General features: G+C 39.6%; 20 protein-coding genes. 13 read left to right on the top strand and 7 right to left on the bottom strand.

The window, feature by feature from the left end; genetic code table 11:
• Positions 1 to 238 precede the first annotated feature (238 nt).
• The 5 genes from urtA to urtE all read left to right on the top strand — a co-directional run bounded on the left by urtA (position 239) and on the right by urtE (position 5,144).
• Complete coding sequence (gene urtA / locus KH400_RS19495) at positions 239 to 1,513, top strand: urea ABC transporter substrate-binding protein (RefSeq protein ID WP_217227554.1); 1,275 nt, start codon at positions 239 to 241, stop codon at positions 1,511 to 1,513.
• Positions 1,514 to 1,705: 192 nt separating this feature from the next.
• Complete coding sequence (gene urtB, locus KH400_RS19490) at positions 1,706 to 2,608, top strand: urea ABC transporter permease subunit UrtB (protein ID WP_217227552.1); 903 nt, start codon at positions 1,706 to 1,708, stop codon at positions 2,606 to 2,608.
• Positions 2,609 to 2,631: 23 nt separating this feature from the next.
• Entirely contained in the window at positions 2,632 to 3,726 is a 1,095-nt protein-coding gene (gene urtC / locus KH400_RS19485; RefSeq protein ID WP_217227550.1) for an urea ABC transporter permease subunit UrtC, read from the top strand.
• Positions 3,668 to 4,468, top strand: a complete 801-nt coding sequence (urtD, locus tag KH400_RS19480; protein WP_217227548.1) for an urea ABC transporter ATP-binding protein UrtD — start codon at positions 3,668 to 3,670, stop codon at positions 4,466 to 4,468. Before urtC ends, urtD begins: the two co-directional genes overlap by 59 nt.
• Entirely contained in the window at positions 4,452 to 5,144 is a 693-nt protein-coding gene (urtE, locus tag KH400_RS19475; protein WP_217227546.1) for an urea ABC transporter ATP-binding subunit UrtE, read from the top strand. Before urtD ends, urtE begins: the two co-directional genes overlap by 17 nt.
• A gap of 153 nt (positions 5,145 to 5,297) precedes the next feature.
• Here the strand turns inward: urtE and KH400_RS27460 are convergent, their stop codons facing one another.
• Positions 5,298 to 5,525, bottom strand: a complete 228-nt coding sequence (locus KH400_RS27460) for a Rossmann-fold NAD(P)-binding domain-containing protein (protein ID WP_438821129.1) — start codon at positions 5,523 to 5,525, stop codon at positions 5,298 to 5,300.
• A gap of 330 nt (positions 5,526 to 5,855) precedes the next feature.
• Here KH400_RS27460 and KH400_RS19465 point away from each other — a divergent pair, with 330 nt between their 5' ends.
• Positions 5,856 to 7,844, top strand: coding sequence for a methyl-accepting chemotaxis protein (locus KH400_RS19465; RefSeq protein ID WP_217227545.1), 1,989 nt, complete (start codon positions 5,856 to 5,858; stop codon positions 7,842 to 7,844).
• A 170-nt stretch (positions 7,845 to 8,014) separates the two neighbouring features.
• Here KH400_RS19465 and KH400_RS19460 read toward each other — a convergent pair whose 3' ends face one another.
• The gene (locus tag KH400_RS19460; RefSeq protein ID WP_217227544.1) at positions 8,015 to 9,439 is read right to left on the bottom strand and encodes a hypothetical protein; all 1,425 of its coding nucleotides are present in this window, start codon (positions 9,437 to 9,439) and stop codon (positions 8,015 to 8,017) included.
• 366 nt (positions 9,440 to 9,805) lie between these two features.
• Between KH400_RS19460 and KH400_RS19455 the strand changes: the two genes are divergently transcribed.
• Complete coding sequence (locus tag KH400_RS19455; RefSeq protein ID WP_217227565.1) at positions 9,806 to 10,501, top strand: pirin family protein; 696 nt, start codon at positions 9,806 to 9,808, stop codon at positions 10,499 to 10,501.
• A gap of 277 nt (positions 10,502 to 10,778) precedes the next feature.
• On the opposite strand, the gene KH400_RS19450 is transcribed toward KH400_RS19455, so the two are convergent.
• Positions 10,779 to 11,213 carry a DUF2383 domain-containing protein gene (locus KH400_RS19450; RefSeq protein ID WP_217227543.1) on the bottom strand — a complete coding sequence of 145 codons (435 nt, stop codon included), beginning with the start codon at positions 11,211 to 11,213 and terminating at the stop codon, positions 10,779 to 10,781.
• Positions 11,214 to 11,533: 320 nt separating this feature from the next.
• On the bottom strand, positions 11,534 to 11,875 hold the full coding sequence (locus KH400_RS19445; RefSeq protein WP_217227542.1) for a winged helix-turn-helix transcriptional regulator: 342 nt from the start codon (positions 11,873 to 11,875) through the stop codon (positions 11,534 to 11,536).
• Between the two features lie 136 nt (positions 11,876 to 12,011).
• Between KH400_RS19445 and KH400_RS19440 the strand changes: the two genes are divergently transcribed.
• The 3 genes from KH400_RS19440 to KH400_RS19430 all read left to right on the top strand — a co-directional run bounded on the left by KH400_RS19440 (position 12,012) and on the right by KH400_RS19430 (position 13,902).
• The gene (locus KH400_RS19440; RefSeq protein ID WP_217227541.1) at positions 12,012 to 12,416 is read left to right on the top strand and encodes a DoxX family protein; all 405 of its coding nucleotides are present in this window, start codon (positions 12,012 to 12,014) and stop codon (positions 12,414 to 12,416) included.
• 343 nt (positions 12,417 to 12,759) lie between these two features.
• On the top strand, positions 12,760 to 12,966 hold the full coding sequence (locus KH400_RS19435) for a zinc ribbon domain-containing protein (protein ID WP_217227540.1): 207 nt from the start codon (positions 12,760 to 12,762) through the stop codon (positions 12,964 to 12,966).
• Between the two features lie 195 nt (positions 12,967 to 13,161).
• Positions 13,162 to 13,902, top strand: coding sequence for an alpha/beta fold hydrolase (locus KH400_RS19430; protein ID WP_217227538.1), 741 nt, complete (start codon positions 13,162 to 13,164; stop codon positions 13,900 to 13,902).
• Between the two features lie 74 nt (positions 13,903 to 13,976).
• On the opposite strand, the gene KH400_RS19425 is transcribed toward KH400_RS19430, so the two are convergent.
• From KH400_RS19425 to KH400_RS19415, 3 genes are read right to left on the bottom strand one after another with little or no spacing between them, the layout of a single operon-like run.
• Positions 13,977 to 15,671 carry a b(o/a)3-type cytochrome-c oxidase subunit 1 gene (locus KH400_RS19425; protein WP_217227564.1) on the bottom strand — a complete coding sequence of 565 codons (1,695 nt, stop codon included), beginning with the start codon at positions 15,669 to 15,671 and terminating at the stop codon, positions 13,977 to 13,979.
• A gap of 11 nt (positions 15,672 to 15,682) precedes the next feature.
• On the bottom strand, positions 15,683 to 16,156 hold the full coding sequence (locus KH400_RS19420; RefSeq protein WP_217227536.1) for a cytochrome c oxidase subunit II: 474 nt from the start codon (positions 16,154 to 16,156) through the stop codon (positions 15,683 to 15,685).
• A 24-nt stretch (positions 16,157 to 16,180) separates the two neighbouring features.
• Complete coding sequence (locus KH400_RS19415) at positions 16,181 to 16,339, bottom strand: cytochrome c oxidase subunit 2A (RefSeq protein ID WP_217227534.1); 159 nt, start codon at positions 16,337 to 16,339, stop codon at positions 16,181 to 16,183.
• A gap of 286 nt (positions 16,340 to 16,625) precedes the next feature.
• On the opposite strand from KH400_RS19415, the gene KH400_RS19410 reads away from it, so the two are divergent.
• From KH400_RS19410 to KH400_RS19400, 3 genes are all read left to right on the top strand, one after another.
• Entirely contained in the window at positions 16,626 to 16,778 is a 153-nt protein-coding gene (locus KH400_RS19410) for a hypothetical protein (protein WP_217227532.1), read from the top strand.
• A 243-nt stretch (positions 16,779 to 17,021) separates the two neighbouring features.
• A complete protein-coding gene (locus KH400_RS19405) occupies positions 17,022 to 17,591 on the top strand; it encodes a tyrosine-type recombinase/integrase (protein ID WP_217227530.1) in 570 nt (189 codons plus the stop codon).
• A 42-nt stretch (positions 17,592 to 17,633) separates the two neighbouring features.
• Positions 17,634 to 19,139: a potassium/proton antiporter gene (locus tag KH400_RS19400; protein ID WP_217227529.1), complete on the top strand. Its 1,506-nt coding sequence runs from the start codon at positions 17,634 to 17,636 to the stop codon at positions 19,137 to 19,139.
• The last annotated feature ends 78 nt before the right edge of the window (positions 19,140 to 19,217 follow it).

The following is a 19,217-nucleotide window of genomic DNA, read 5'->3' as shown; positions in this document are numbered from 1 at the left end:
ACAGATGTAAATAAGCACTACATTAAAAAGTCGTTAAACTAGTAAAACGTAATCGTAACTTTTTGCCTTTAAGATTAGTTTCGATAGTAATGTAAAATAAGCTATCATCAAAGTGTATATTTTAAATTTTTTAAATTGTGCGTTAGTTTTCCTGACGCACAAAGAGACTTCTAGAAAAAATACTGCTAACCTTGAGGGTGTAAGAAGTGGTACATAATAAAGCTTAGGGGGATTTTTTATGGAAAGGAACAAACGGAAAGCCACATGGTTAGGAGGCCTGTTTCTAGCAATGCTACTGTTACTTGCAGCTTGTGGAAATGAGCCTAGTGATTCTTCTGGTGAGTCAAACGGTGGATCAATTGAAGGGGATGAAGGAGTCGAGATTGATTCAGATCAAATTCCTGTTGGTATTCTACACTCGTTAAGTGGAACAATGGCCATGAGTGAGACATCAGTACGAGATTCAGAGTTATTAGCGATCGAAGAGATTAATGCTGCTGGTGGGGTACTAGGTAAAGAATTAGTTCCAATAATTGAAGATGGAGCCTCAGAGCCATCAATTTTTTCAGAGCGAGCTGATAAGCTTTTACAACAAGATGGAGTTGATGTCATCTTCGGTGGTTGGACATCAGCCAGTCGTAAAGCCATGCTACCTGTCGTTGAAGAAAATAATGGGCTACTCTTTTATCCCGTTCAATATGAAGGGATGGAGGCTTCACCTAATATTTTTTATGCGGGTGCAGCACCAAACCAACAAATTGTTCCAGCAGTCGATTGGTTGCTAGATAATCGGGGAACTGAATTTTTCCTTTTAGGTTCTGACTATGTTTTCCCTCGTATTGCCAACCAAATTATTAAAGCACAGTTAAAGGAAAATGGTGCAACGTTAGTCGACGAACAGTATACACCACTAGGTCATACTGATTACAACACGATCATTTCAAGAATCGGTGATTCAGAGCCGACAGTGATTTTTAATACTTTAAATGGAGATAGTAATGTTGCTTTCTTTAAGCAACTAGCAGATGCAGGAATTACAAGTGAAGATGTCACGGTTATGTCTGTAAGTGTGGCAGAAGAAGAAATACGAGGAATTGGTGCAGATGTCTTGGAAGGTCATTTAGCAAGCTGGAACTATTATCAAACAACAGAAACACCAGAAAATGAATCTTTCGTTGCCAATTATAAAGAAGCGTATGGTGAAGATCGAGTAACGGGTGATCCGATTGAAGCTGGCTATTTTATGGTTCATTTATGGGCACAAGCTGTTGAACTAGCTGGAACTACAGATGTAGATGAAGTTCGTGAAGCTGCTGCGGGTATTGAATTTGGTGCACCAGGCGGTCCAGTTCAAGTGGATGGTGATAACCAGCATGTCTATAAAACGGTAAGAATTGGTGAGGTTCGGACTGATGGACAGTTTGAGGAACTTTGGAATTCAGGGGAACCAGTAAAGCCTGATCCATACCTGGAGAGCTACGACTGGGCAAGCGGAATTATTGCGCCACAATAGAAAGGTAGATTCAGAGGGTGACTTAAAAAGTTGATGATTCACTTTTTGAGTCACCCTCATCTAAGAAAGATGGTCTGGTGTGAGATCTACATACGGATGCATGATAAGCAAATGTTTGTTTTTAAAAAACGAAGAGGGTGTGAAGCGACCTTAATAATGTTTATCACTTCTATGGAAAAGGGTGGATGAGTTTTGGAAGGAATCATTATGCAAGCATTTAATGGGATAAGTCTTGGTTCAATTTTATTATTAATTGCTCTTGGTTTAGCAATAACATTTGGATTAATGAAGGTTATTAATATGGCTCATGGTGAGTTGATTATGATCGGGGCATACGCAACCTATGTCGTCCAAGTCATTTTTAGTCAGTACCTCCCAGAAGCTATGTACGATTGGTACTTTTTCTTAGCGATACCTTTATCCTTTTTGGTTGCTGCATTAATCGGAATGTTATTAGAGCTTACGGTTATTCGACACCTCTATGGACGACCGCTTGATAGTTTATTAGCAACGTTTGGGGTAGGTTTAATCCTTCAACAAGCTGCCCGGTCGATATTTGGAGCAACCAATGTTGGTGTAGAAAGTCCTGGCTTTCTACGAGGTGGGTTAGAAGTTATGGGGGTAACTCTACCATATATCCGTCTTTTTATCCTAGCACTTGTAGTCGTCAGTTTCGTATGTTTAGCGTGGTTTTTATATAAAACCAGAAACGGTATGAAAATTCGTGCTGTTATGCAAAACCGTGAGATGGCTACATGCTTAGGTGTTTCTTCAAGAAAGGTTGATATGATAACGTTTGCGATTGGTGCTGGATTTGCAGGTGTTGCAGGTGCTGCCCTAACCTTAATTGGTCCAATTGGTCCGACGATTGGAACACACTATATCGTTGATGCCTTTATGGTTGTTGTTGTCGGTGGCGTAGGGATGCTGCTAGGGACAGTGGCTGGTGCAATGGGTATCGGTGTGTTTAATACGGTTTTTGAATATTGGACCGATGCGTCAATGGGGAAAGTTCTAGTGTTCGCACTCATTATTTTATTTTTGCAATGGCGTCCATCTGGATTACTGTCCATTCAATCACGATCTCTTGATTAATTTTGCGAGAAGGGAGTTTGACTATGCAATCGTTTAGCTCGAGGTTGTTAGAGCGTAAGTGGTTATTTCTTGCTCTAATTCTTATATTAATTTTGCTACCCTTTTTCCTATCAGATTTTCGAACCAATCTACTCGGTCGTTACATTGCTTTTGCCATTTTAGTGATTGGACTTGATTTGCTGTGGGGGTACTCAGGCGTACTAAGCCTTGGTCACGGTATATTTTTCGGGGTAGGTGCTTACATTACTGCGATGTATTTAACGATGGAAGGGATGACTGGAGCGGTTCCTGATTTTATGATGTGGAATGGAATCTCCGAGCTTCCATGGATTTGGGCAATCTTCCAAAATCCTGTTGTCGCTTTAGTAGGGGCGGTGATCGTGCCGATGATGGTTGCATCGATTCTTGCCTTTTTTACATTCCGTAACCGAATTAAAGATGTCTATTTTACGATTTTAACGCAAGCACTCGTTCTTGTGACGGTAACGCTTATTGTTAGTCAGCAACATTTAACAGGAGGAACAAATGGGTTAACTGGTTTTTCAACCGTACTCGGATTTTCGCTTTCATCACCAGTGACACAACAGGTGCTTTACTACATTTCTGTAGGCTGTTTACTTGTCGTATTTATGATCTGCTCACTTATTGTTAACAGTCGTTTTGGGAAAACATTAATTGCAATCCGTGATGGTGAAAATCGGTTGAGATTTTCGGGGTATGATACTTCAATGTTTAAAGTGTTCATCTTTACGATTTCAGCAGGAATTGCAGGTTTAGCTGGTATGTTGTTTGTGGTGCAGGTTGGAATTATTGCACCGACAACAATTGGGATTATACCTTCGATTGAAATGATTTTATGGGTAGCGATCGGTGGTAGAGGTACGCTTATTGGACCGGTAATTGGAGCGATTTTAACAAACAGTGTAAAAACGTTCTTTAGTGAGACATATCCAGATATTTGGTTGTATTTTATCGGTGCAGTCTTTGTGATTATCGTTATTTTCCTTCCTGGTGGATTAATGAGCTTAGGTGAAAAATTAAAAAGAAGAGGTGGAAAAAATGAAAAACAAGCAATTGGATCAGAAGGAACAGAGTCCAATCATTCTGCAGTCGGATAAGGTTTCTGTAAATTTTGGAGGGTTTTATGCCATTAAAGAGTTTGATTTTTCGATTCCACAAGGAGAGTTACACTTTCTAATTGGTCCTAATGGTGCTGGGAAAACAACATTCCTTGATGCTATTTGTGGCAAAACAAAGTACAGTGAAGGGACTTTGATATTTGATGGAAAGGAAAACCTTGCAAGGTTAAAAGAATTTAAAATCGTTCGTGCTGGTATTGGACGGAAGTTCCAAGCCCCGTCGACCTTCCCTCATTTAAAGGTAACCGATAATTTAGAGCTGGCAATGAAGCAAGATAAACGCGTATTCCCGATGTTGTTCTCGAAAATGAAATCAGAAGATAAAGGAAAAATTGAAGCTATGTTAGAGCTCATTGGCTTAAAAGAACAGAGGGGTACAATCGCAAAGAATCTATCTCATGGGCAAAAGCAATGGCTTGAAATTGGAATGGTCATGATGCAGGAACCTAAATTGCTATTGTTAGATGAACCAATCGCTGGGATGACTGAGGAAGAAGAACATAAGACTGGGGAGCTTCTACTAGAATTAAAGAAGAGTTGTTCGATCATTGTCGTTGAACATGATATGGATTTCGTTCGAAAGTATGCTGAGAAAGTAACCGTCATGCACGGTGGTCAATGGCTCTGTGATGGAACAATGGATGAGGTCCAGAACAATGAACGAGTGATGGAGGTTTACCTCGGTCGAAAAGGAGAGGACTCGCATGCTGAAGCTATCTAATATAGAAGTAGCGTATGATGGGAGTACAGTGATACGTGATGTTTCAATGAATGTAGAGGAAGGAAAAGTTGTTTGCCTTATGGGACGTAATGGTGTTGGTAAATCGACAATCATTAAGACGATCATGGGTGTGATCCAACCAGAACAAGGTGGGCTTTCATACGATGGGGAAGAAGTGACCAACAGAAATTCAACATACCGAGCCCGTAAAGGCTTAGGATATGTGCCCCAAGGACGAGAGATCTTTCCTCAGTTAACGATTTACGAGAATCTTCTCATGGGACTAGAGGCTAGGACGAAAAAGGAAGAGAAGATTGATGAGAAGGTGTATGAATATTTTCCTGTTCTAGAAGAAATGAAAAGCCGGCGTGGTGGTGATTTAAGTGGTGGACAGCAGCAACAATTAGCCATTGCAAGGGCTCTTGTTTCTAACCCTAGCTGTCTCTTATTAGATGAACCGACAGAGGGAATTCAACCAAATATTGTTGCAGATATTCAAGAGGTCATTAAAGACATAAAACGAAACCAAGAGAAGACGTCGATTCTTCTCGTTGAACAAAGTATTGATTTTGCAAAAAGTGTTGGTGATTACTTTTATGTGATTGATAAGGGACGTGTTGCTTACGAGGGGGAAGAGTTAGTCGAACAAGACGTAAAACAATATTTAAGTGTATAGAACGCTTTTGCAGTAGGACTATACTAAAAGGCAAAGATCTTTCTTTTAGTATAGTCCTAACTTTTAGACAAGGTACAGAAAGGACGTTCATCTTGAGGTGATCGTTTAAATTATGTTTACTCTTTACTCTTTACTCAATAGTATTACGAACAATTATTTTGTGTTGGTAAAGCCACCTACATAGCGAACGCCATATAATGTCCTCATTAAATTGATATTGATGACCTGGTCAATCTCTTCAATCGTTTTTTCTAAGAAAAACTTCCGGTTCCCAGATACCCGGCATTGTTGAAAAAATTCGGTAGTACCAAACTCCTCAACAGTTTTAGTAACATAATGTTTCACTTCGTCTGGATTTGATACATCAGCTTTAATGAAAATAACTTTCGGATCAATGTTTTGGACCTTTTCAACCGTTTCCTGACTACCTTGCTCATTAAATCAACAGCAGCAATGTTTACTCCTTCTTCTGCTAATCGTAGAGCGATTGTGTGTCCCAAGCCAATACCAGCACCTTCTTATTGAAGAAATATGTCGAATTCACGAAAAGGATATTCAATAATTTCTGAAAAAATCGAACTTTTGTGTTATAATAAATGTCGATTTATCAGAAAAGTGCAACTTTATTACCAACTTATTAGAGAGTAGTTTTGGGATGTTGTACATAAAAAAGGTCGGAAATGTACAGAAAGGTCAGGGGGAGTGAAGGTCATGAAAAGAATCGGAAGTAAATTAGTGACTGCGATTGTTTTACTCTTGTTAGTTGTAACAGTCGCTTTATCTACTGTTTCTTATTTGATGTCTTCAAATGCAGTTAGTGAGGAAGCAGAACGAGCGTTATTATACAAAGCAGAAGATAACGCACGTGTGATTGCAACTGAATTTGAAATGAGAATGAGTGAATTAGCAGGGGTTGCAAATCGAAGTGAAATCGTTAGTATGGATTGGGAACTGCAGAGAGGGGTCTTAATTAATGAGCGTGAGCGCTTGGGATATGAAACATTGACATTTGTTGACGAACAGGGGATTGCTCATTTTGATGATGGAACAACAATCGATCTTTCAGACCGTGAGTATGTGAGAACAGCACTAGCAGGAACCGCAAATGTTTCGGATGTGCTCATTAGTAGAGAAAACAACCAGCCAGTTGTCAGCATTGCCGCTCCAATTACCGATAGAGGAGAGGTCCTTGGTGCCCTAGTATCAACAGTTGATGGCTCTTATTTTAGTGAAGCGGTTCAAAATATATCATTTGGTGAAAGCGGATACGCCTTTATCATTAATGAATCTGGTGTAGTGATGGGCCATGATAATCATCAATTTGTCATTGATCAGGTGAATATGATTGAGCAGTCTGAGGTAAATCCTGATTTAATCCCATTGGCCAATGTAATGCGGGGGATGATCAAAGGAGAGACAGGTGTTGCTCAGTACCCATTTGAAGGGATCGAGCGTTACATGGGGTATAGTCCAATCGAAGGAACAGGTTGGTCTATCGCTGTAGGTGCCTTTGAAGAGGAGATCTTAGAAGGGTTGAACAGTTTACAAGCATTTATGGTGACTTTAACAATCATTGTCATTCTTGTAGGAGCTGCTATAGCATATTTATTAGGTAGAATGATCAGCCGTCCAATTAATGAAGTAGCAGAGTTAGGAAAAATTCTAGCAAAAGGCGATTTCACAGAAGATGTTTCTAAGAGCCTGTTGGAGCGAAAAGATGAAATTGGAACGCTTGCTTATGTGTTTGAACAACTGACAAAGAGTATGCGATCGATGATTACGAAGATTACCGAAAGTGCTGAAGAAGTGACAAACTCGGCAGAAAAGATGAACCTAAGTGCAGAACAATCAACAGAAGCGGCTAATGAAGTGGCAGCCTCGATCCAAGAAGTTGCTCAAGGCTCAGAAGGCCAAGTCCAAAGTTCTAATGAAAGTGCACGAGCGATGGAAGAAATGGCTACAGGTGTTCAAAAAATTGCCGAGTCGTCCTCGTCGATAGCGGAGTTTTCAAATACCACCACTGAAAAAGCAAGAGAAGGAAATGAAGCCGCTCATCTTGCAGTTAGGCAAATGGATGAAATTCAAAAGGGAACGAACGCCACAACAGAGATCATTAATGATTTGAAACAAGATTCAAATGAAATTGGTGACATCATTCAAATGATTACTGATATATCGGAACAAACGAATTTACTAGCATTAAATGCAGCGATTGAGGCAGCTCGAGCTGGTGAAGCTGGCAAAGGCTTTGCCGTAGTTGCCGATGAAATTCGAAAGTTAGCGGACCAGACAGGAAAATCAGCAGCAAACATTAATCAGCTTATCGAAAAAATTCAGGTTAATATTGCAAATGCCGTATCCTCAATGAATGAAGGTAAAGGCGAAGTAGATGAAGGTAAAAGCCTGATTACGAATGTCGGTGATATGTTTACTGATATTTTAAAAGCGATTGAGGATGTTGCTGGACAGGTTGAAGAGATGTCGGCAATCACAGAAGAAATGTCTGCAAGTTCAGAGGAAGTGACGGCATCTGTTGAAGAGATGGCAAGTACAGCTGAAGTCTCGTCTCAAAACTCGCAACAAGTTGCTGCGGCATCACAAGAACAGTTAGCGACAATGGAAGATATTCAAAAGGCATCTGAATCTGTTTCGGGAATGGCGAAAGAGTTAAAAGATTTAGTTCGTCAATTTAAAGTCTAATTAGTGATAAGAGCGTCAATTTATGGATTGATGCTCTTTCTTTTTGTAAAGCGCACCACCATCTTTAAAAAGCCCGTTGTGAGTCGGTTTCTCACAACGGGCATGTGGCGAGTGAAGCCAATGCCAATATTTTAACTAGTTTTGTCCTGACCCCTTCCTTAAAAATAGACTTAGAATATGAGTAACGCGCATATCGTTGTTATACAAAGGCCTATAACTACAGGGATGAAACTTTTTCGAACAAGGTCGAGCACGGAAATTTTGGCAAACCCTGCAATGGCAATAATCGGTGACCAAGCAACGAGGGTACCACCACCGACCCAAATGGCGCCAATTTGCCCAATTGAAGCAAGTGTTGCAGGATCCAATCCTGTTGAAGTTGCTAGTGCCTCAGCTAATGAGCCGATGAGCGGAAGAGCGGAGAACCCTGAACCATCGAGACCAGAAATCATCCCTAAGATGAGGATCCCGAAGGCGGTGATAAATGCGTTATCTGGTATAAAGGATTGACTTGCTTCAACGAGGTCAAATAAAAACGACGGTGCGTGATCTGGGTCTGTTCCTAGTATTTGTGCCGAAAGCTCTGCACTACCGATAAAGAAGAAGCCTGCAACGGGTATGACTAGACCCATCACTTTAAAGGCATAAACGAAGCCGTTGACAATATGGTCACTAACCTCTTGCAATGTTTTACGGTAGTTACGGAATAGTGACACCATTAGGATGAGCAAAATGGCTGTACCTCCGACAAGTGATGAGCCTGCTCCGTCTTCAATAGTAGGCAGGAGGTCGGAGAATGTAGCAACGACAACATAGGTGACGATGAGTAAAAATACGGACGGTACAAGAATGGCAAAAATATAGCTATATTTGTTCGTTCTTACTTCCATGTGATCAGCACTGATTTTTATATCGTCATCTCCGCTGTTTTCCCAGTCCGTTAAGTTCTTTTCTGCTGGCGTTTTAAACGATTTACGAACCATGAAATATGCGATAGTTAAAGCAACCGCCCCTGTAATCAGTGACAAAACCAATGTTTGCTCACCGATTACACTTGCTTCGATACTCGTACTAGATGCTGTTAACCCCGGTGCGACGCCTAGAATGAAGTCTGAGGAAAGCGCCATCCCATGTCCTGCTAGTGAAATGGCTAGCGCTGCTCCAATCGGTGGCAAACCAGCTTTAATCGCCACTGGGATTAGTAGAGCACCGATTAAAGGGACCGCCGGTGCAGGCCAAAAGAATAAAGATAAGAAGTAAGTGATGGCGACAAGGATCCAAAACGCTAGATGTCCATTTGTCATTACCTTTTGAAATGGGATGACCATTTGTTGATCTGCACCTATTGACTTTATTGAGCGTAGTAGTGCCGTCATTACCGCAATAATTAAAAAGATTTGAAACAGCTCAGTAGCCGCGAATAAGTTGGCATTAAAAATCGCGTGGATGCCATCTAAAAAAGAACCACTATAGGCCCAAGCAACCAAGAAACTCATAACTAACGCTGGGACTACAACATTTTGTCTAAAAAGCATTGTAACAATAATGAGACAAGTACCAGTAAGGTATAACCAATGTCCTATCGTTAGTTCCATGATTGTATGCTCCTTTACGGAAATATATGAGTCACTAATCAATGTATGCTGATAGCTAGGCCGACGTGTACATGGTACATGCTCATTCTCCTTCTCCTTGGGTATCATTTGAATGAGATAGAGGAAAAACAAATGGGTATACCGATTGATCTCGATCAGAGAAGAAGTCGTCGTTTAATTTTGTTAGAATCCGTTGACACTGAGAAAATAAATGTTATATAATTATCTCGAATTCGAGATAAAATGGTGGCATTTTTTATAGGCTAAAAAGGATGTTTGTATAACTTTATATCTCGAATTAATAATAAACCAATTAAAAATTAATTTATATTTTAAAACTTGCTTATAGAATAGGAGAGATAGATGATGGTAAAAAAAATTGATAATAAAAACATGGGCTCTAGTGATCTTGGTTGGCTAAAGAGTAAATTTCATTTTTCATTTGCACAATATTACAATCCTGACAATATTCAATTCGGTGCATTGCGAGTCATTAATGACGATTTAGTTCAACCAAAAACAGGATTTGATACGCATCCTCACCGTGATATGGAGATTATTTCTTATGTCGTTGATGGAGAGTTGACTCATGGTGATAGTATGGGGAATCAAAGCACGATATCACGAGGTCATGTACAATACATGAGTGCTGGAACAGGGGTCCTTCATAGCGAGCATAATTTAGGCGAGGATGTATTACGGTTTTTACAAATTTGGATTTTACCAGACCAACGAGGGCACGAACCGACTTATGGCGATTATACATTTGATTGGGAAGACAGAAAGAATCAATGGCTGCAGATGGTATCTGGAAAAGATGGTGAGGCACCAATTAAAGTTAATCAAGATATCCATATGTATTCCTTAGAGTTAGAGGAAGGTAAAGAGATAGGCTTTCCAGTCAAAGAAGGGAGACAAGCCTATTTGGTTCAAATCGAAGGTTCATCGGTTATTAATGAGATTCAACTAGTAGCTAGAGATGGGATGGAAATCGTCGAGGAAGACATTACAATTAAGGCAGATGAAACATCACATTTTCTAGTCATCGAAATGAAAAAGTAAGAGTAGTGAAACAGTTTTGATCTAGAAATGAATGTAAGTATTTACAACAGTTAACTCTTTGTTTCAGTTTTAGTGAACTATTATGATGAAGCGGAAGGGTGGCGCTACTAAACTGAAGTACTAATCCTATTTATTAGGCCTCCCACCACCTATATATAAGCCTCCTATTCTCAATGAGTAGGGGGCATTTTTTGTCTCCATAAAAGGATATAATGGGGATGACCAGATGGTTATGTTAGAAAATAAACAAATGAAGTACTATATTAAGGATCGGTGATTATTCGTATTTTTGAATGAGCTGATCAAGTAGCTCAAGGTGTTGCTGGTCGTTGTTTAGTATGTTTTTAACGAGCTCTAAACTTTGGGGGTCTAAATCGCCATTGAGTAGTTCTTTGGACTTCTTGATTCCCCTACTTTCGCCCACCAGAGCATCCTTTAAAATCGAGGTTCGATCAGTTGTGGCCCCTTTAAGGTTGACAACAAATTCAGCAATTGTTCCACCGAAACCAACATGATCAACAGGGACGCCACCAAGGTCTTGGATTCGCTCTGCGATCATGGTTGCGTGATGTTTATGTTCTTGTTGGAGTTTTTGTAAAATCTCTTTAACCGATTGATCATCAATGTGGTGGATATAGTTTTCATAAGCATGAATAGCCATGAAATTTCCTTCAAGGAATTTGTTTAGTTCGTCGACCACGTGGTTTTTCATCTTAAACTCTCCTTGGCACTTTTTCTTATAGGGTTTCTGTTAAATGAAGTTTTATACAGTGGGGTAGCTTTGATACAGTGCAATGAACTAAAAAGTCTTATGTAAAAGCTTTTGGCTTGTAATATTGTTAGCTAATGAATAGGAATGATATTTGTGCAGTCTGGGTAGACAGGGAAATGTGTATTTCATACTCGCTTCATTTCTTAGGGCGCTCGACATTGAGCACTTATTTTCAGGAAGAGGAGCTCATCAAATATAAAAAAGCAAAGAGGCTAAGTCAAAAGTTACATATCTTTGACTTAGCCATCTTAATGACTTAATTATGCCTGCTCATCTACTTCTTCATATATTGAGTCAATGTGTTCGACATGTTTTTCGCCCCATTCACTCATCTGGTGAAGAATAGGTATTAAGCTTTTACCATGTTCGGAAAGTGAGTATTCAACCTTTGGTGGAATTTGTGCGTACACTTTGCGCTCGATTAAATCATGGTATTCCAATTCACGTAATTGTGAGGTAAGCATTTTTTGAGTGATGTTAGGAATAGACCGTTTTAGTTCATTAAACCTCATTTTATCATTATTGATCATTTGGAATAAGATTTTGTGCTTCCATTTGCCGACAATCGCTTCTAGTGCAAGGTCTACTTTACATTCTGACATAGTTACCCCTCCTATTAGTATCCTTTTGTATACTATACCACTTTTAAGTGCGTACTTACGAAAATCTTATATATATTCCATAATAATAATAACAGAAAACAAAAACATTTGATAAACAATTAGGAGGTACACAGTAGTGAGTAACAAATTCGAAATAGGACTAGTAGTGGTAAGAGTTATACTGGGGCTAACGTTTTTTATCCACGGGTTAGATAAATTTCAAGGAGGTATCGGTAACACCGCAGCATGGTTTGGAAGTATTGGCATCCCTGAATTTATGGCGTATGTCGTTGCCATTATTGAACTTGTTGGCGGTTTAGCGATGATTTTAGGTGTTGGGGTAAGAGTGGTGGCTATTCTCTTTACATGTATTATGATTGGTGCCATTTTCACCGTGAAAATTTCCGGTGGCTTTATGGAATATGAGCTTGACTTAATTTTGTTAGCTGTTTCTGTACAGTTAGCGATTACTGGTAGTCACCTCTACTCCATCGATCGATTGTTAGCGAAAAAATCATCTGAAACAGCAGTTAACGGCTAACTAAAGGGCAGACAATGTTGAAGCTGACTTGAAGGGGGGTGAACCAATTGGCTAAGTGCGGATGTGGAAATACTAAAAACCCTAACGGCAACTGTGATGGGTCTCATTTAAATATCAAAAGTGATGAAAACAAATAATGATCATACAGTCAAGGTTACATACGAATGTGTAATCTTGACTGTTTTTTTGTTATGTTTTAATAAATCACGTAAATCTGTTCATAAGAAACCAAAAAATCGATCGCGGAATGACAGAGGAGTTAGCAGGATTGGCGAAGAAGGATTGTGTAATAGATTTCTTTTTAATAAATGGTTAAACCTAATGGGAAAGAGGGATTTTATAAATGAAGAAGCGAGGATGTATTAAGTGTGGAGGTACAGAGGCAGAGACAAAGGAAATTGCTACTACGGGAACGGGTTTATCTAAGATGTTTGATATTCAACATAACAAATTTTTAGTCGTCTATTGTAAAAACTGTGGTTACTCAGAGTTCTACAATAAAGAAGCATCGACTGCTTCAAATGTGATTGACTTTTTCTTCGGCAGTTAACAACAGCACTAACTTAAATTATTGGTATAAAAAACTCCCTATTCGTGATGGAATGGGGAGTTTTTTATGATGAAACTTTCTGTGTTGAATGACTCTCCATGATAAACTTAATCATTTTAGATAAAATAAAGAGAGTACATGGATGGAAGGTGGACATGATGGTGGCATAGACATTTTTTGAAAGGTGGGTTTTGGGTGCTGCACTATGAGCGTCAAGGTACAGGTGAACCGCTGCTTTTACTTCATGGATTTTTAAGTAATAATCGCGTCTATGATAAAGTCTTATCCGCTTTAACTGCAAACTACGATGTCATTGCTATTGATTTGCCGGGGCATGGGAAGTCACCCTACTCAGGCGAAAAGACGATATATGACTATGCAGATAAGGTAATCAATTTGTTAGATAACCTACAAGTAAAACAAGCCACTTGGATCGGTCATTCAATGGGTGGGTATATTACAATGGCTGCAGTTGAAAAGTATGAGAGTTATGTGAAGAGGGCTGCATTTGTTTACTCTTCTCCGATAGCCGATAGTACACAGGAAAGGCAAGAAAGGAATGAGCATGTTGAAATGATTAAGACGCAGGGACTGCAAGCATTTATTCAAAAACGAATCCCGGCATATTTTTCGTTTCAGGCTGACCCACAAGATTTAGAAGAGGCCTTTAGGCATGCGGAGGAAGCAACTGTTGAGGGGGCCATTGCCGCCACATATGCGATGAAAAACCGTCCAGACCAAGTTGAAATGATTAACCGTGCGAAGGTCCCATTATTCTTTTTAACCGCAAACAAGGATGTATTTGAGAAGACATTTTTGTCGAATTCTCCTCATATTATAAAAGCTACAACTATGACCTCACATATGGGCATGCTAGATGAACCGCAACAATTTTTAACTGAGCTCCAACGCTGGCTTGCAAGGACTGAAAAGTAGATGTGAAATAGAGTAAAAGAAGCAGCACAGAAAGTCCATGCTGCTCTTGCTATTCATTTTATAGGTTCAACAAATTACTTTAAATATAACATAGAAAATTGTTGGATCACCCAGTTGATTGGTGGTGCTCCTGGTGGTGCATTTCGAACCATATCGATCACCGGGATTAAGTAACCCGCTAAAATGAGAACAATAGCAAGGATAATCCATATTCTCCAATTTTCGAAAAAGGCTGGAATGTTTGTGCCATTGTAAGAGCCATCGGAAATTGGGAATGTAGCCGTTCCTTGACGTGGTGCAAATAACGCTAAGTGGAAGAAGCCTGCGACCATCATCACTGTAGAAATAAATAAGATGACACCACCGACGCTAACAGTGACATGATTGGCAAAGAAATTTGTGAACCATTCAAGTGCTGTCGGATGATCACCATAAGTTGTGTATCCCGTTCGTCGCGGTGCTCCCATTAGACCTAGAATATGCATCCCTGCTGACATGAGAATCATACCAACTGTCCAAAGTAAGGTTTGAATAACACCAAATTTATTCATCTTAGCCGTTAATGTACGACCAGTTAGATGTGGAATTAACCAATAAGCAACACCAAAGAATGTTAAGACGACAGTCGTCCCAACAGAGATATGGAAATGGCCAACGACCCACAATGTGTTATGGACGACAGCATTCATTTGGTGACTAGCATTGACAATTCCACCAGCACCAGCTGGAATGAAAAAGAGCATCCCTAACATCGGAGCAAGGAAACGCACATCACCCCAAGGTAATTTTCTGACCCATCCGAAGAGTCCTCTTGAGCCTTTTTCTCGTCCTGCTAACTCAAACGTCGCAAACATTGAAAAGGCTGTTAATAATGAAGGGGTAACAGTAGTAAATGTTAATGCAACTTGAACGAACTTCCAAAAGCTCTCAATCCCTGGCTCCATCAATTGGTGGTGGAAACCGAGAGGAAATGATAAGAGTAAAAATAAAATAAAGGCAAGGCGAGCAAGTGAGTCACTAAAAAGCTTTCCGCCAATGACTTTTGGAATGATCGTGTACCAAGCGACATAGGCAGGCATCAACCAGAAATAGACTAACGGGTGTCCGAAATACCAGAAGAGTGTACGGCTTAAGAGAATGTTAATCCCATCCCCGGCACCAAATGCCCATGGAATAATTTGGAAGATAATGGTAATAGCAAGCCCAATCGTACTTATAATCCAAAGTAACATTGTCGCTACAACCATGAAGCCAAATAAAGGCGAAATCTCACCTTTGTTTTCTTTTTTCCATTCAAAATAATGACGAAGCATCGCAGTAGCACCAATCCAGTTACCGACCACATACACTGCTAATGCAACATAAAAGAATGGGTTCGCTTGTAAAGGTGGATAAAAAGTATAAAGTACATTAGCTTGTCCTAAAATGATAAAAGCAGCGGCTACTGCTGTTCCGATAACCATAATATAAAATCCAATCCAAGCGAGTTTATGGTTTTGGGAACTGAATGACCCCATTGTTTTACTTAGTCCCGCGTAATAGAAACCATAAATAAAGTATGTGGTAAATACAAGAGCGAGGAGAACGCCGTGAGCGGTTAATAATTGATAGTAATTAATTCCCGCAGGCAAAGTGATCAGCCCAGCTCGTGATAGTCCTTGTAACACCCCGGCAATCGCACCGATCAGTAACGAAAGAAAGGCAACATACATATGCGCCATCGCAAGCTTGCTATCGTTTTGATCTACTCGAACTACTTTTTCAAGAATTCCTTCCTTCATTACTCTGTCACCTCAATTCTCATTTGCATGTTATGGTGACCGGTACCACAATATTCGTTACATACAACTAAGTACTCTCCTGGTTCGGTAAATGTATGTTCCATTTCTGTGATATGGCCAGGAACGATCATGGCATTTACATTTGTCTTTGGAATCGTAAAACTATGGATGACATCTGAACTAGTCAAGCGAAAAAGCACTTTTGATCCTACAGGGACTTCAATCTTATTGGGAGAGTAACCAAATGCCATTGCAATAATATTTGCTTCATACGTTTGATCATCTATTTGGGAAATACCAGGCTCATCGAAGGGGGGAGTTTCATTTACTTTTGTAGGGTCTATCGAAGTTGAGGTATGTCCATGAGGTTGATGGCCCTGCGCGAACGCATTTATACCTAATACCGTTAAAAATACAACTAATGTTAAGATTCCGAAAACCAACCAATATTTTTCGTAGCGGTGCATATGCATAACGTTCACCTCTTGACTGCATTTTTATAATCTGGAAATAAATAAGTAAAATACCGAAGACCAAAATCCAATGATAATTAAACCGACAACGAGCACTGAGAGCAGTGTCCCTTTTAACGGTTCTTCATCAACATCTACTACAGTGTAAGACCTTTCTTCTGATTCGAGTGGTGTTCTTGGCATCTATCTTCCCTCCCTCAACTAAAATGCTATAGCGTCTTTAGTGTATTTGAGACGCTAGGTAAAAAACTGTGACCTATTTCACGATTCACAAAATGTACAATAATTTGAAGTATTTTCCACAATCTTTCTCTAGCCTTGCAAAACATAACAGTAGGTGGATTATTGTGTGAAAATATATGAAATTGTGTAAATGGCAAGAAACCCCTTAAAGATTTGATGAAAACTTGATAAGATGAGTGTGGCTTATAGGAAATACCAAAAACTCCCAAATGTTGAAGGAGGTATTATGATGAAGAAGAAAACATTATTAATGCTTGCATCAGGTGCACTTGCAGTCAGTGTTTTAGCTGCTTGTGGAGATGGAGGAGTTGATGAACCAGGTGTAGAAGGAGAACCTGTCATTGACGACCAAGAGATGGAAATGGAGTTTACAGAGTAGAGTAAATATCATCTATGACCGTTTGTATAAAGGGTGACGCTATCGCGCGTTACCCTTTTTTGGGTCTTCAGGGAGAATTCAAGAGGCTTACTGTCGCTGCCATTCAACTAATACTAAATTCGCTTACATTCTAGTCAAATGAAATGTTCGTAAAGTCATCCATGAGTATGGAATGAGCGTATAGTTATTAATGTTACATAACTCAATGATATAATACATATATGTAACTATGGAGGTTTGCTAATGGAGTATGTACAACCGATTCGTGATAAGCAAAAAATAAAGGCATTGAAGCGTCTACTAAAACAAAGGTCAGCTAGGGATTATTTGTTTTTTGTTTTTGGTATTAATACAGGTATGCGTGTCAGTGATATGCTTCGAATCAGGGCTCATGATGTAATCGATGAGTCAAACAAAATCAGGGAGTTTTGTAATGTTCGATGTGAAAATGGTGAACGCATGAAATCATTTTACTTAAATGAAAAAACCAAGCGAGCAATCAAGGTATATATATCAGCAACTCCAATTGACCGTAGTAACTATTTATTCAAATCTCGAAAAGCTGATAATCAACCGATCACTAGGCAACAAGCATATCGCATTATTAACCAAGCGGCTCGTGAGGTGGGAATTACCGATAAAATAGGTACACATACGTTACGGAAAACCTTTGGTTACCATGCTTTTATCGGCGGAATTTCAATTTCGATTATTCAAGCGATCTTTAACCATCAAACTCGTAAAGAGACTTTGCGTTATATTGGGATGGACCAAAGCGATAATGACAAGATAAAGGTAGACGTCAATTTATAGAAATTAGAACTTTTTAACATTTGGAGGGGGTTTTCATGATAGATGATTGATCATATATTTAACCTCGATTATTTTATCTTACTTGGGGCATTATTACTCATCGTTGGTGTACTGACAACGAAGTTTTCATCACGTTTAGGGGTCCCTGCTCTTGTTCTGTTTATTATTGTCGGTATGATTGCAGGTAGTGATGGGCTAGGTCTAATTTATTTTGATAATCCACAATTTGCCCAGCTAGTCGGGATCCTAGCGCTAGTGATTATTTTGTTTGAGGGTGGTCTGCAAACGAAATGGACGACAGTGAGACCTGTTGCTCGACCAGCGTTACTTTTAGCGACACTCGGGGTGCTCATTACAACTGCGGTCGTCGCTGTTGCAGCTAAGTTTGTACTAGGTGTGACATGGCTAGAAGGTTTTCTCTTTGGAGCAATTGTCGGCTCAACGGATGCAGCTGCGGTTTTTGCTGCATTAAAAGGTCAAAATATTAAAGAAAAAATGGGAGCAACCTTAGAGGCTGAGTCAGGTACAAATGATCCGATGGCGATGTTTTTAACGCTTGCATTCATAGAGTTAATTTTAGCTGATCAACCAAATTTCTTTTTATTTATCAGCGCATTTTTCTGGCAAATGGGAATTGGCTTAATCATTGGTCTAGTTCTTGGTAAAGCAGCTTCTCTAGCCATTAATAAAATTAACCTTGATTCGAGTGGGTTGTATCCGGTGTTTGCGTTAGCTTTTGCCCTTCTAACTTATAGTGTAACCGCGATGATTGAAGCCAGTGGGTTATTGGCAGTATATGTTGCGGCGCTTGTCATTGGCAATACGGATTTAACGTATCGCCATTCGATTTTCCGTTTTAATGAAGGGTTTGCGTGGATGATGCAAATTCTAATGTTTGTCATTCTTGGTTTATTAGTGTTCCCTGGACAATTGTTTACGGCCGATATTATTTTAAAAGGTCTGATGTTATCTGCTATCCTAATTTTTGCTGCTCGTCCGATTGCTGTTTTTATATCGACCATGTTTCAGAAGTTCAGTATAAAAGAAAAGCTGTTTTTATCCTGGGCTGGATTAAGAGGGGCTGTTCCGATTGTTCTAGCGACTTTCCCTATGATTGCTGGGTTAGAAAATAGCCCATTATTCTTCAATGTTGTATTTTTCGTTGTTCTTACTTCTGCGCTTATCCAAGGTTCAACGATTCCGGTCTTTGCTGAGAGGCTTAACCTCACCGGGCCGAAGCGAGAAACGCCTCTTCATTCTTTAGAGCTTGTTTCAATAGGGAAAGCAAACGCCGAAATCGTTGAATTTGAGGTGAATGAAAATGCATCAATTGTCGGGCAATCATTAGAGGAGATAACCTTTCCTCAAGATGTCCTCATTAATGCAATCATTAGGAATGGAGATTTAATTACTCCGTATGGACAAACCAATATCGAGTCAGAAGATATCTTGTATATCTTAGTATCTCGAAAAAGCAAAAAAGCACTGAAGAAAATTTTAAATGAAAAAAGACACGATGTTGCGGACAATTCGCTGCCAGAGAATTAAACATTGAGGCTATCCTTATCAAAAATTTATAGGGTAGCCTCTTTTTTTGTCTATGGACAGACACCGTTGCTCCCTTTA

It is taken from the genome of Desertibacillus haloalkaliphilus (genome assembly GCF_019039105.1).
GTDB classification, from domain to species: domain Bacteria; phylum Bacillota; class Bacilli; order Bacillales; family KJ1-10-99; genus Desertibacillus; species Desertibacillus haloalkaliphilus.
The sequence above is the reverse complement of the archived record's forward strand: the minus strand, read 5'-3'. Positions and strand labels throughout refer to the sequence as shown.

Bases quoted from the DNA above. Each gene is read 5' to 3' on its own strand.
- KH400_RS19405 (WP_217227530.1), top strand. From the start codon at position 17,022: ATGGAGTATGTACAACCGATTCGTGATAAGCAAAAAATAAAGGCATTG.
- KH400_RS19460 (WP_217227544.1), bottom strand. From the start codon at position 9,439: ATGGAACTAACGATAGGACATTGGTTATACCTTACTGGTACTTGTCTC.
- KH400_RS19445 (WP_217227542.1), bottom strand. From the start codon at position 11,875: ATGTCAGAATGTAAAGTAGACCTTGCACTAGAAGCGATTGTCGGCAAA.
- KH400_RS19420 (WP_217227536.1), bottom strand. From the start codon at position 16,156: ATGCATATGCACCGCTACGAAAAATATTGGTTGGTTTTCGGAATCTTA.
- KH400_RS19455 (WP_217227565.1), top strand. From the start codon at position 9,806: ATGGTAAAAAAAATTGATAATAAAAACATGGGCTCTAGTGATCTTGGT.
- urtD (WP_217227548.1), top strand. From the start codon at position 3,668: ATGAAAAACAAGCAATTGGATCAGAAGGAACAGAGTCCAATCATTCTG.
- KH400_RS19415 (WP_217227534.1), bottom strand. From the start codon at position 16,339: ATGCCAAGAACACCACTCGAATCAGAAGAAAGGTCTTACACTGTAGTA.
- urtC (WP_217227550.1), top strand. From the start codon at position 2,632: ATGCAATCGTTTAGCTCGAGGTTGTTAGAGCGTAAGTGGTTATTTCTT.
- KH400_RS19435 (WP_217227540.1), top strand. From the start codon at position 12,760: ATGAAGAAGCGAGGATGTATTAAGTGTGGAGGTACAGAGGCAGAGACA.
- urtE (WP_217227546.1), top strand. From the start codon at position 4,452: ATGCTGAAGCTATCTAATATAGAAGTAGCGTATGATGGGAGTACAGTG.
- KH400_RS19400 (WP_217227529.1), top strand. From the start codon at position 17,634: ATGATTGATCATATATTTAACCTCGATTATTTTATCTTACTTGGGGCA.
- KH400_RS19465 (WP_217227545.1), top strand. From the start codon at position 5,856: ATGAAAAGAATCGGAAGTAAATTAGTGACTGCGATTGTTTTACTCTTG.
- urtA (WP_217227554.1), top strand. From the start codon at position 239: ATGGAAAGGAACAAACGGAAAGCCACATGGTTAGGAGGCCTGTTTCTA.
- KH400_RS19410 (WP_217227532.1), top strand. From the start codon at position 16,626: ATGATGAAGAAGAAAACATTATTAATGCTTGCATCAGGTGCACTTGCA.
- KH400_RS19450 (WP_217227543.1), bottom strand. From the start codon at position 11,213: ATGAAAAACCACGTGGTCGACGAACTAAACAAATTCCTTGAAGGAAAT.